We start from the raw sequence: 12,289 nt of genomic DNA on the forward strand, positions 1-12,289 counted from the left end.
GCTCTTAGTGTGCTACTAAGAATCAATAATCATTCATCTCTTAAGCTATTTACAGGATTGGCAATTGCTGCTTTTATTGATTGATAGCTAACTGTTAAAATGGTTATTATTATAGCGCTTAAACCCGCTATTAGAAATATATCCCAACCGATAGTTATCCTATAGGTGTATCTTGTCAGGTAACTATCCATCGCCCAGAAGGCAAGTGGAAATGCAACTATGCAGGATATAGTGACGAGCATTAAGAATTCTACTGACAGCAATTTTGTTAGATTAAACACCGAGGCGCCTAAAACTTTACGTATACCAATCTCCTTAGTCCGATTCTCAGCCATGTAGGCGGCCAGGCCAAATAGTCCAAGGCAGGAGATAAAAATGGTCAAACCTGCAAACAGGGTTGCCAGACTACCAATCTTTTGGGATTCATCAAATTTAAGTGCGTACTCTTTATCTATAAATCTAAACTCAAATGGATAGTCTGGATTAAATTCCTTGAATATCTTTTCTGTTTTACGCAATGCCTCGCCGGTACTTATGTCGGGGTTGAACTTTATATGAGTTGTAGAGGTATATCCATGAGCTCCCTCAATAACCAACGGGTTTATAGGGTCGTAAGGTGATTCTTGGATAAAGTCTTTGATTACACCAATCACATGCCAGTCACGGCCATTATCTTTGATGATTTTTCCTAAGGCATCCTTAAAACCCATCGCTTTCGCTGCGGTTTGATTGATGATGACGGCAGAAGAATCGGTAGGGTAGGAAGAAAGATTGAAATCACGGCCTTGGACTAGGGTTAACCCAGCCGTTTCAACAAACTTATCATCCGCTGTTGTCCTATTAAATATAGTGCTGTTATCCTCTGTTTTTCCTTCCCAATAAAATCCTGTGCTATTGCTCCAGCGTTGGGTTAGTGGAGACATAGTTCGGGTAACGGAACTGGCGACATTTTGCTGAAGTAAAGCTTGTTTTATTAACGAAGATTTTTTGGTAATTTGTCCCTGATCAAGAATATAGATAAGTCTCTCTTTATTAAACCCTGTCTCACGATCTTGTCCGTATTGAATTTGCCGTCTCATGACCAGTGTACTGATAATCAGTATTACGGCGATGCTAAATTGGGTGACTACCAGAATCTTTCTAGCACTTACATTATTAGAAAACTTTTGCAGCTTTCCTTTTAACACCTTGATGGGTTGAAAGGAAGATAAGTAGAAAGCCGGATAGCTTCCAGCCAATATTCCAGTAAGCAAAATAAAACCCAAAAAGAGTAACCAAAAATATAGATTGCCGAATTCAATGGATAAGGAACGATCGACAAGATTGCTGTAAGCTGGTAAACTTAATAAGACGATTGCTATTGCTAGTATTCCTGAAATAAAGGCAATTAAAAGTGATTCGGTGAGAAATTGCCCTATTAATGCTAATTTTTTCGCACCTACAACTTTTCTTACTCCTACTTCTTTTGCTCTTTGTTCACTTTGAGCTGTGCTCAGGTTCATAAAATTAATGCAGGCAATTAACAAGATAAAACCAGCAATAATGGAAAATACATGCACCATTTCTATCCGTCCACCAACAACTTTCCCATTTTCGTATTTCCCATAGAGCCACATCTGAGCCACTGGTTTCAAGACGTTTTCACGTGTAGCTTCTGTATGTCTTTTGGTGAAATCTTTAAAATTATCTTCTAAGGTTGCCATATTGGCTGAAGGATCCACTTCAATAAATGTGGAAACCGAGTTGTTATCCCAACTATCGTCGGAGTAACCGATTTTTTCCATGTATCTCCAGGGAAGGAGATATTGGGTTTTATTTAAAAAAGAATTGTTTGGCAGATTTGCCAAGACGGCTCCCACCGTGAAAACGTCCGTACTATCAATTTTAATTGTTTTGCCTATGACATCTGTTGATTCAAATAAGTTTCTGGCCAAAGTCTCAGTTAGTATAATCTGCGTCGGATTACGCAACGCGCTCTGAGGATCTCCTGCGAGGATTGGAAAATCGAACATATTCATAAAGGCAGAATCAACAAAAATTCCAGAAGCTGAATTTATTCTCTTTTGCCCAACAGTAAACAAGAAGTTATCAGAGGAAGTTACTCTGGATACATTTTTCACCTCAGGAAATTCCGTTTTTATGGCACTAGCCATAGGTTTGGGTGTAGAAAACCAGACCTCGATCTTGTCGTTCCACGTGTCTTTATTTCCGACAATATACAGTTGGTTTGTTTTTTGAAAAAAGCGATCATAGGTTAACTCGCTATTCACCCAAAGCATGATTAATATTGCTGCAGCCATTCCAATCGCTAATCCGATAATATTAATGGCCGTAAAACCTTTATTCTTCTTGAGGTTTCTCCATGCTATTTTAAAAAAATTACGTATCATCTGATGTTTTTTTACTCTTTTTATTCAGGTTATGACCCCAATCATTCATCCCGTAAGCTGTTCACAGGTTTAGCAATTGCAGCCTTGATTGATTGGTAACTTACCGTCAAAATAGTTGTTATGATTGCGCTTAAACCCGCGATCAGGAATATATCCCAGCTGATAACTATTCTATAGACGTATTTTGTAAGGAAACTGTCCATTGCCCAATAAGCTAAAGGAAATGCGATTAAACAAGATATCGCTACCAGAATTAGAAATTCGGTAGAAAGCATTTTTGCCAAACTAAAGACTGATGCACCCAAGACTTTCCGAATCCCAATTTCTTTGATTCTTTTCTCAGCCATAAAGGCGGCAAGTCCGAATAAACCTAAGCAGGAAATAAAGATCGTAAGGCATGCGAAAAGCGTTGCTAAACTGCTCGTTTTTTGAGATTCATCAAATTTTAGCGCATATTCTTCATCTATAAATTTATAATCGAAAGGATATTCCGAGTTGTATTCTTTGAATATTTTCTCCGTTTTAGCTAATGCCTCACGCGTGCTTAAATTACTGTTGAATTTAATATGCATGGTATGGTAAGGTATTATTTTCGAGAAATTTACAATGCCAGTTGCTCCCTCGATAACCAATGGATTGATCGGATCGTAGGGTGATTCTTGAATAAAATCTTTGACAACTCCTATCACATGCCAGTCAATACCCATATCTTTGATGATTTTACCAATCGGATCCTTAAATCCCATGGCTTTTACGGCAGATTCATTTAAAATTACTGCTGAGGAGTCCGTTGGATAAACGGAAAGATCGAAATCTCTGCCTGAAACTAGGGTTAATCCAGCTGTTTCTACTAATTTATCATCAGCAGTCGATCTGTTGAAAATAATGCTGTTATTTTCTGTTTTACCTTCCCATTCGAAACCCGTGCTTGTGCTCCAATTTTTCGTTAAAGGAGTCATGGTTCGTGTAACGGAACTTGCAATTCCTTGCTGCAATAATGCTTTTTTAATAAGGGTTGCATTGGAGGCAATCTGTCCTTGTTCAGTTAGGTAAATTAATCTTTCTTTGTTATACCCGATTTCTCGGTCTTGAGCGAACTGAATCTGCCGTCTCATCACCAGGGTGCTAATAATCAACAATACGGCAATGCTGAATTGTGTTATAACAAGTACTTTTCTTGTACTAAAGTTGGTTTTTAGATGTTGTAATTTTCCCTTTAATACTTTTATTGGTTTAAAGGAGGATAGAAAGAAAGCTGGATAACTTCCAGCCAATATTCCAGTAAGCAGAATAAAGCCCAAAAAGATTAACCAAAAATATGGATTGCCAAAATCAATGGATAAGGTACGATCAACAAGATTACTATATGCGGGTAAGCTTATGAGAACGATCACTATGGCTAGTATCCCTGAAACAAAGGCAATGAGTACTGACTCGGTGAGAAATTGCCCAATCAAAGACGATCTTTTAGCGCCAATAACTTTTCTTACCCCTACTTCTTTGGCTCTTTTTTCGCTTTGAGCCGTGCTGAGGTTCATGAAATTAATACAAGCGATTAGCAAGATGAAAGCAGCAATAACCGTAAATACACGAACCATTTCTATTCGGCCCCCTACGACTTTACCATCTTCGTAGTTATTATATAACCAGGTTTCGGATATTGGCTTTAAGACGTTTTCCTCGTTGGTTTCAATATGTCTTTTTGTGAGCCCCTTGAAGCTCCTCTGTAAATTTTCTATATTGGTAGAAGGTTCAACTTCAATGTAGGTAGAGATCGAATTGTTATTCCAATTCTCATCAGAATTTCCCTTTTGTTCCATATAACGCCATGGCAAAATATATTGGGTTCTATTTAAAAAGGAGTTGCTAGGGATATCTTTTATGACTGCACCGACTGTAAAAATATCGGTATTGCCAATTTTAATGGTTTTTCCGACAACCTGAGTGTCCTCATAAAGGTTTTTAGCCAAGGTTTCTGTCAAAATAATTTCTGTAGGGTTCCTTAATGCTTGTTGTGAATTGCCCGCGACTAATGGGAGTTTAAACATCTCCATGAAGGTAGAATCAGCAAATACTCCAGAAATTCCGTTTATTTTCTTTTCTCCTACTGAGAGTAGGATGTTATCCGCAGAATTTACTCTGGTTACGTTTTTAACCTCAGGAAATTCTGTTTTAATTGCCTGGGCCATTGGTTTGGGCGTAGAAAACCAGACTTCAACTTTATTATTCCATTTATCTTTATTTCCGACAAGATACAGTTGGTCTGTCTTTTCAAAAAATCGATCAAAAGACATTTCGCTTTTTACCCACAGCATAATCAACATCGCGGTGGCCATTCCAATCGCTAAACCGATAATATTAATGGCCGTAAACCCTTTATTCTTCTTGAGGTTTCTCCATGCTATTTTAAAAAAATTGCTTAACATATGATGCGTATTAAACGGTATACTGTGCGTTATTTAAGTATAATTTTTATTTCCCTTGCCTGAATAATTGTCGCAAATACTACATCACGGTTGAGGTCTCCATAATTACTTGACCATCTAGCATTCTGATTACCCTGTCGGCGAATTTTGCATCGTATTCAGAGTGTGTAACCATGACGATAGTTGTGCCGGCTTCATTGAGCTCTGTGAGCAGGTGCATGACTTCATTTCCATTGCTAGAGTCCAAATTTCCTGTCGGCTCATCGGCTAAAATGAGTTTTGGGTTATTTACAACAGCACGAGCTACTGCAACACGTTGCTGTTGACCCCCAGATAACTGTTGAGGGAAGTGGTTCCTCCTATGCATGATTTGTACTTTTTCTAATACTTCTTCCACCCGACGTTTGCGTTCTGCGGCTGGAACATTGGTATATACCAATGGAAGTTCCACATTTTCAAAAACGGTAAGTTCATCGATTAAATTGAAGCTCTGAAATACAAATCCAATATTATGTTTACGCAAGTCGGAACGTTTATTTTCTTTGAACTGGGCTACTTCAATGCTATTGAAAAGATAGCTCCCTTCATCCAAATCATCAAGTAGACCAACAATATTTAATAAGGTGGATTTCCCACAACCGGATGGCCCCATCACCGCCACAAATTCCCCCTCTTTGACATGAATATTCACATTATTTAACGCGACAGTTTCTACTTCTTCAGTACGGTAAAATTTTTGTAGATTGGTTATTTTTATCATGATGTAATTTTAAAGTGTAGTCTTTTTTATAGAGAGATTTATTCGTTTTTTAGTGTTTTTGTTGGATTTAACGGTGTATATATTTTTTTGTTAATAATTGTCATTATTGATTGATACCCCTGTGCAAACCATCGGAAAATTAAGGCAGTTATAGCAATTCCTATATGAACCCAATTATATTGATTCAAAAATTAATAAAATTATAGATTTTATCCTCGATTAAGAATCTGATTACAAATTTGAAGTTCTGATAGATCATTTTTTTTTCTAAAATGGCCGAAGACCGCTACTAGGGAATTCAATAAAATATAGCAGCGGCATCGACTTCTACTCTAATTTTTAATATTTAGTTCCTGAATCTTATCATAAGTTTCATAGCTTGACACAACTACCTTATCTCCAGGTTTTAGGCCAGATGTAACTTCATAGAATTCAGGATTTTGTCTTCCTAGCTGTATATCTGTACGATAAGCTGTTTTTCCATTTTTATCCAATTTAAAAATCCAATTGCCCGCAGTCTGTTGATAAAACCCGCCCTTCGCTAATAAAATTGCTTTGGTTTGCTCACTTAAAGCTAAACGAATAGTTAAGGTTTGTCCACGTCGGATGCTTTGGGGGCGTTCACCAATAAACTCCATATCGACTTGGAATCGACCATCTTTAACTTGGGAATAGACCTTTTTAATTTGCAGATCGTATGTTTTATTAGCTATAGTAAATTGTCCTTTTAAATCTGGAAAGATGCGGTTGATATAATGTTCATCGATATCTGCGCGAACTTTAAACCCGGTGAGGACGTCTATTTGTCCTAGTCTTTCTCCCGGATTTTTGCTCTGCCCAATTTCTGCGTCGAATGAGGTTAACTGACCATCTACAGGAGCACGTAAAATTAAATCACCGACTTTTTGTCTCATTAGCTCTAAAGCATCTTGGGTACGTTTGTAGGTCTCCCTATCTTGACCTAGTTTTTGATTCGTTGATATCTCATCCTGTTTTAAAATTTGTTTGGTTAGATTTTTACGTTCTTTCTGGTAATTATATTCATTCAACGATTTTTGATATTCTTGAGAACCAATAGCTTTCTCTTGCAATAATTTTTTGTTCAGGGTATAAATGCGTTCAGCTTCTTTATATGCTTGTTCCACATCAGCCATTTGATTCTTGTTATTAATAGACACCTGTTGGGCACTCGTTTGGGCAATTTGTGCCTGTGTTAATAGATTTAGGACTTGCGTTTCCTGCTGGATTAAATCGAGTTCCATATCGGTATTAGATAATCTCATAATTGGATCTCCTTTGTGAAGGTGCGCCCCATCTTCGACGAATTTTTCTTCTACACGGCCGCCAACAGAAGCATCTAAATAAATACTGCTGATTGGTAAGACTGTACCGTTTATGGGTATAAACTCTTGAAATGTATCTTCCTTTACTTCAAAAATAGAAATACGTTCGGCTTCCACATTCAATTTGCTGTTGCCGCTCGTGTAATAATAGCTGGCGCCAATCAACGCCACAATTGCCAAAATACCGGCTATTGTAAGGATACGCTTTGAATTCCATTTCTTTTGTTTAATCGGTCTGTCCATGTACGTTTTTATTCAATTTTGAAATGAGTACATACAAGGTTGTGCCAAATTTATAAACACCTGATATATAGGTGCATATTGTATGAAGGTGCTAATATACTGTTCGATACTGAACAGTAATTGTGCGATGCCGTACATAATGTGCTTCCGATGTATGAAATTGCCATATAGGTGTTCATGCCCACTTTTTAGTGTACCCAATGTCTGACACTGCGGCCTTTTTTTATAAGACATTGAATGTTGTAGTCTAGGGCTGACTATGGGTGTTTTTAACCTTTTTAAACTTATAATGCAGTATAATTTGCTTGACTCAAGCACAAATCAGTCAGTTTTTGTAGGCTGTCCAAATTAACTCTTCCATCTGTTCGCAATCGAACACTTTAATGTTCACCTTCGAACAGATGAGCTAATCTATAATAACTAAAATAGCTGAAATACAGGTTATTGTATAATTGGCACAGCCTATGAAAAGCAGAAGTAAATATTCATTCATGAGAAGTTACCTATTCGTTTTAATATTTGTTTGTTGTTTAGTTAATACGGTGAGAGGGCAGGATAGTATCCTGTCCTTATCCGATTGTATTCGACTAGCCATCAAAAACAACCCTACCTTGATGCGAGATGAGCTCTCTGTAAGCAGAGCTGATTTGACATATAAACAAGCTAAAAACAATCGTTTACCAACACTTAATGGTAATTTATCGCATGATTTATCCCAAGGTAGATCAATAAATCCGACAACCAATCAATATATAGATGAGAACAATAGTTCAGGGAGTGGGTCCCTGAACTTAAATGTTCCAATATTCAATGGTTTTTCTATTCTTCATGATGTCCGTATGAAGTCAAATGCTCGCGAGGCTGGAAAGCTAGAATATGAAGGATTAAGAAATACATTAAAATTGGATGTTATTGAAGCTTATCTGAAACTTCTTACCGCTCAGGATATGTTGAAGCAGACTGAAAGCAGGTTGAGCGTCACCAAAGAGCAGTTGCACAGAAGCGAAGTGATGAACAAGGAGGGAGCTATTGCCCCTGGAGATCTTTACGATTTGAGGGGTCAGTATAGCAGTGAACTTAATGAACTTGAGCTTACAAAACAAGCCTTAAATAATGCCCGGATAATGTTGGCAGGTCTTTTGAACATGAATGTGCATCAATTACCGAGTATCGAATTGCTGGGTATGCCAAGCGAGGTAAATACGCTTTCTGCGGAAGCACTGTTTGAACAATCTCAGCTCACACTCCCTCAGTATAAAGCTATGGAATGGAGGATTAAGGAGATGGAAGAAAATATAAAAATCGCTAAGGCAGATTATTTTCCTTCCTTATCCCTCAGAGGTGGATTAAGTTCCAATTACAGTAAAGCAAACGGAAATTATTTTAATCAACTAAAGAATAATTTGAATAAAGGGGTGGGGATTACGCTATCTATTCCAATTTTTAATGCTTTTAAAATTCGTACGAATACCCGCTTAGCAAAAATTGGTTTGCAAGAGGCTAACTTTAATAAAGAAATCTTAAGCAACCAACTACGCATGGAAACGGCGCAGGCAGTTTTCGATTTGAAAGTAAACCAAGCCCATGTGAAGAATCTTCGTGATCAGGAAATAAGTTATAAAGAGGCATTTCGAATTGCAACTGTACTTTATGAGCAAGGTAGTACAAATTCTGTTCTCTATTTGAGCGCAAAAAACAAATTAGATCATGCAAGAAGTCAATTAATTATAAGACAATATGAATGGTTGATGCAAAAATATATCAACGATTACTACGCAGGTTCTTTAGATTTATAACTATCTTAGCAAGGCATGAAGAAAGCGACAATTTTAATTGTAGATGACGACCAAGATTTATTAACCGCTACTCGCATACTTCTTAGACCGAATGTCAAAGAGGTACTGGTGGAGCACAATCCGGAAAAATTAATGAATATTCTGGATAAAAATTCTGTTGATATTGTTTTACTGGATATGAATTTCAAAAGCACTATCAACACGGGTAATGAGGGTTTGTTCTGGCTTTCAAAAATCAAATCTCTTTTTCCTGCAGTTCACGTGGTTATGATTACCGCTTATGGAGCTGTAGATCTCGCTGTTAGATCGTTGAAACAAGGGGCATCAGACTTTATTGTTAAACCTTGGCAAAACGAACAAGTACTAAATACAATAGAGGGAATTTGTTCTCAAAACAAGGAAGTTCTGAAACCTAAAATCACTTCATCGCTTAGTGAGCAGCATGGAATTATTGGCCGATCCGGTATTATGGAGGATTTACAATACAAATTGGACAAAGTTTCCCCGACAGAGGCAAACATATTAATTCTTGGAGAGAACGGTACGGGTAAGGATCTGATCGCAAATGCAATTCACCAACGTTCACTTAGAGTGAATCAAGCTTTCGTAAAAGTTGACGTAGGTTCATTAACCGAAACTTTGTTTGAAAGCGAGTTGTTTGGCTACAAAAAGGGCGCTTTTACCGATGCAAGGGAAGATAGAAAGGGTCGTTTTGAGCATGCCAGTGGAGGAACTTTGTTTCTCGACGAGATTGGGAATATCAGTTTGCAACAACAAGCCAAACTATTAAGCGTATTGCAAAATAGGGCTGTCGTTCCGTTGGGATCTAGCCAAGCTATTCCTGTGGACATCCGGTTGATAAGCGCAACCAATGTTCCGTTAAAAGTCTTAGCTGATGAGAATAGATTTAGAAAGGATTTAGTATACAGAATAAATACATTGGAGATCCAGGTACCTCCCTTGAGAGAACGATCGGAGGACATTCCTCTATTAGCGATTCATTTTTTAAGTTTTTATAATAACAAATACCACAAGAATATTTCCGGCTTTGAAAATGATGCATTGAACAAATTAAAAGCGTATCATTTCCCTGGTAATGTCCGTGAATTGCAATATAGTATAGAGAGGGCGATCATCATGGCAGAACATCAAAGTATTCGAGCTTCTGATATTTTATTCTCTCCAATTGAACAACAACTCATAGAATTACCATCCGCATCAGAGTTTTCCAACTCACATAACCTAGAAGAAATGGAGCGAAAGACGATAAAGTCGGCTATCGAACGCTATAATGGAAACATCAGTAAAGCGGCAAAGGAATTGGGGCTAACCAGAGCGGCATTATATAGGAGATTGGAAAAATATAATTTATAATCCATGAATAGGTTAGTTTTAACCGATTTTATTAAGACGGTATGGCTAATGGTTTTGGCCGTTGCAGTTGCTTATTTGGCGTTTAGTAAGTTCTATGCCTATGCCTGTCTTCTATTAATATTCCTACTTGTATTTGCCTATAGATTTTATTCAAGTCACCGAATTTTGATTGTGCAACTTCTGGAATTTTCGGAAGCGGTTAAATATAGAGATTTTACCAGACGTTTTGTCATAAAGCGAGAGAAATCTGCTGAGGGACAGTTGTTTAACGCTTTCAATCAAATAAATGAAGTTTTTAGGCATCTTAGTAAAGATCAGGCTTTACAGCATCAATATCTTAACAAGGTAATTAACATGCTGGATACAGCTATTTTATTCTACAATGCAGATTCAGGCAAGGTAATGTGGTTAAATGACGCATTTAAGGAACTTTTCCAAGTCCCTCATTTGGGCAATATTGCCGGCATGCAAAAAAGACATCCCGATTTGTATGAAAAGACTATGCAATTGAAGGTCGGTAAGCACCAAATTGAAACAGCCCATTCTAGTAAAGGGAAAATAAAACTTTTAATGCAGAGCTCTGGTTTTGAAACACTAGACGGTGAATTTAGAATCGTGGTATACCAAAATATAAACGAGGCTATTGATGAGGCAGAAACAAGGGCTTGGCACAAACTCCTTCGTGTACTCACTCATGAAATAATGAATTCTATTGGGCCTATTAGTTCTTTGGCAGAAACGCTGCATAGCCGATTGGAGCATTGGGATGGAAAACGAGATGTTGACGATTTGAAAGTCGGAATTTTCACAATTAAACGCAGGAGTGAAGGATTGTTGCAGTTCGCAAAAAGTTACCGATTGATTAATAAGGTTGATCAACCTGAATTTGGAGATATTCATGTCGTTCAATTATTTGAGAACATCTATCAACTTTTAGAACCTACTTTATTACAAAAAAATATTGATGTAGACCTCATCATTAAAAACACGAGGCTAATATTACAAGCTGATATCAACCTGCTCGAACAAGTGATTATCAATTTGTTGTTGAACGCTATTGAGGCCGTCAAAGAAGAAAAAGAACCCTATATTAGTTTATCTGCAATTGAGGCTAAAGACCATATTCAAATTAAAATACAGGATAATGGCGTTGGGATGTCTCAGGAAATTCAAGAACAGATTTTTACGCCCTTTTTTACCACAAAAAAAACCGGAACAGGGGTAGGGTTAACCCTAAGTAAGCAGATTATGCTTTTGCATAACGGGAATTTGTTTGTTGATAGCGTGGAGGGAAAGGGTAGTATATTCACGCTACAGTTTTAGGATTCAAAAAAAATCTGTGCATCTGTACTGTTCCTATTGTAAAGTCTGTTATTTTTGCAAAACCATGTGGTATATATTTTCTTATATTCAGCATTTTTTTTGTGCAAATAGCCGGCATGGCACGCATTCCCCTTTTGTATATGCTCTGGCTGATCAGGCCATTTATAATCGAGAGAATATAAAAAGAGATCCAGTTAATTTCCCGGTCGGTTTTAATCCTAAATATAAAACTGTATTAAATAAAATACTTATTTATTTATCGGCTACCAAGTTAGAGAAGGGTTTAAGTCACACACCTTCGGTTGCAAGCTGGATTCGTGAGGCTCAGGAGGTAGATCTTGAAGCGGTGTTAAGCGCAGTAAAAGAAGGTCAATTGGTTATTCTTCATGAACCCTATACATTAGCTCATCGGAAATTCTGGAAATCCATGATCAACGATCCACGTGTGATTGTCTCCATCAATCTATTCCATTTCGGAGTAGTTTTGCACCGAGAGGGACAATATAAGCAAGATTTTTTATTGCGGTACACGAAGTAGTACCATTGAATAATAATTGATGTTAAGCTTTTTTGGGTGGTGCCACTTTTTTTCTCAAAAGAAAATTATAGTACACAAATAAACACCAAAAGATAA

General features: G+C 37.3%; 8 protein-coding genes. 4 read left to right on the forward strand and 4 right to left on the reverse strand.

Features of this window, described 5'->3' with window-relative positions; all coding sequences use genetic code 11:
• Positions 1-29: 29 nt before the first annotated feature.
• The 4 genes from AC6CHH_RS04025 to AC6CHH_RS04040 all read right to left on the reverse strand — a co-directional run bounded on the left by AC6CHH_RS04025 (position 30) and on the right by AC6CHH_RS04040 (position 7,162).
• Positions 30-2,390: an ABC transporter permease gene (locus AC6CHH_RS04025; protein WP_498279988.1), complete on the reverse strand. Its 2,361-nt coding sequence runs from the start codon at positions 2,388-2,390 to the stop codon at positions 30-32.
• A gap of 41 nt (positions 2,391-2,431) precedes the next feature.
• On the reverse strand, positions 2,432-4,816 hold the full coding sequence (locus AC6CHH_RS04030; RefSeq protein ID WP_498279990.1) for an ABC transporter permease: 2,385 nt from the start codon (positions 4,814-4,816) through the stop codon (positions 2,432-2,434).
• 79 nt (positions 4,817-4,895) lie between these two features.
• Entirely contained in the window at positions 4,896-5,576 is a 681-nt protein-coding gene (locus tag AC6CHH_RS04035; protein ID WP_498279992.1) for an ABC transporter ATP-binding protein, read from the reverse strand.
• A gap of 332 nt (positions 5,577-5,908) precedes the next feature.
• Entirely contained in the window at positions 5,909-7,162 is a 1,254-nt protein-coding gene (locus AC6CHH_RS04040) for an efflux RND transporter periplasmic adaptor subunit (protein WP_498279994.1), read from the reverse strand.
• A gap of 491 nt (positions 7,163-7,653) precedes the next feature.
• On the opposite strand from AC6CHH_RS04040, the gene AC6CHH_RS04045 reads away from it, so the two are divergent.
• The 4 genes from AC6CHH_RS04045 to AC6CHH_RS04060 all read left to right on the forward strand — a co-directional run bounded on the left by AC6CHH_RS04045 (position 7,654) and on the right by AC6CHH_RS04060 (position 12,193).
• A complete protein-coding gene (locus tag AC6CHH_RS04045; RefSeq protein WP_498279996.1) occupies positions 7,654-8,958 on the forward strand; it encodes a TolC family protein in 1,305 nt (434 codons plus the stop codon).
• A 15-nt stretch (positions 8,959-8,973) separates the two neighbouring features.
• Complete coding sequence (locus AC6CHH_RS04050) at positions 8,974-10,332, forward strand: sigma-54-dependent transcriptional regulator (protein ID WP_498279998.1); 1,359 nt, start codon at positions 8,974-8,976, stop codon at positions 10,330-10,332.
• Between the two features lie 3 nt (positions 10,333-10,335).
• Positions 10,336-11,655, forward strand: coding sequence for a sensor histidine kinase (locus AC6CHH_RS04055; RefSeq protein ID WP_498280000.1), 1,320 nt, complete (start codon positions 10,336-10,338; stop codon positions 11,653-11,655).
• 64 nt (positions 11,656-11,719) lie between these two features.
• Positions 11,720-12,193, forward strand: coding sequence for a hypothetical protein (locus tag AC6CHH_RS04060; protein ID WP_498280002.1), 474 nt, complete (start codon positions 11,720-11,722; stop codon positions 12,191-12,193).
• The last annotated feature ends 96 nt before the right edge of the window (positions 12,194-12,289 follow it).

Source organism: Sphingobacterium sp. GQ94 (assembly GCF_059758715.1).

Excerpts from the sequence above, each read along its gene's own strand:
- AC6CHH_RS04025 (WP_498279988.1), bottom strand. The coding sequence starts at position 2,390 with ATGATACGTAATTTTTTTAAAATAGCATGGAGAAACCTCAAGAAGAAT.
- AC6CHH_RS04030 (WP_498279990.1), bottom strand. The coding sequence starts at position 4,816 with ATGTTAAGCAATTTTTTTAAAATAGCATGGAGAAACCTCAAGAAGAAT.
- AC6CHH_RS04035 (WP_498279992.1), bottom strand. The coding sequence starts at position 5,576 with ATGATAAAAATAACCAATCTACAAAAATTTTACCGTACTGAAGAAGTA.
- AC6CHH_RS04040 (WP_498279994.1), bottom strand. The coding sequence starts at position 7,162 with ATGGACAGACCGATTAAACAAAAGAAATGGAATTCAAAGCGTATCCTT.
- AC6CHH_RS04045 (WP_498279996.1), top strand. The coding sequence starts at position 7,654 with ATGAGAAGTTACCTATTCGTTTTAATATTTGTTTGTTGTTTAGTTAAT.
- AC6CHH_RS04050 (WP_498279998.1), top strand. The coding sequence starts at position 8,974 with ATGAAGAAAGCGACAATTTTAATTGTAGATGACGACCAAGATTTATTA.
- AC6CHH_RS04055 (WP_498280000.1), top strand. The coding sequence starts at position 10,336 with ATGAATAGGTTAGTTTTAACCGATTTTATTAAGACGGTATGGCTAATG.
- AC6CHH_RS04060 (WP_498280002.1), top strand. The coding sequence starts at position 11,720 with ATGTGGTATATATTTTCTTATATTCAGCATTTTTTTTGTGCAAATAGC.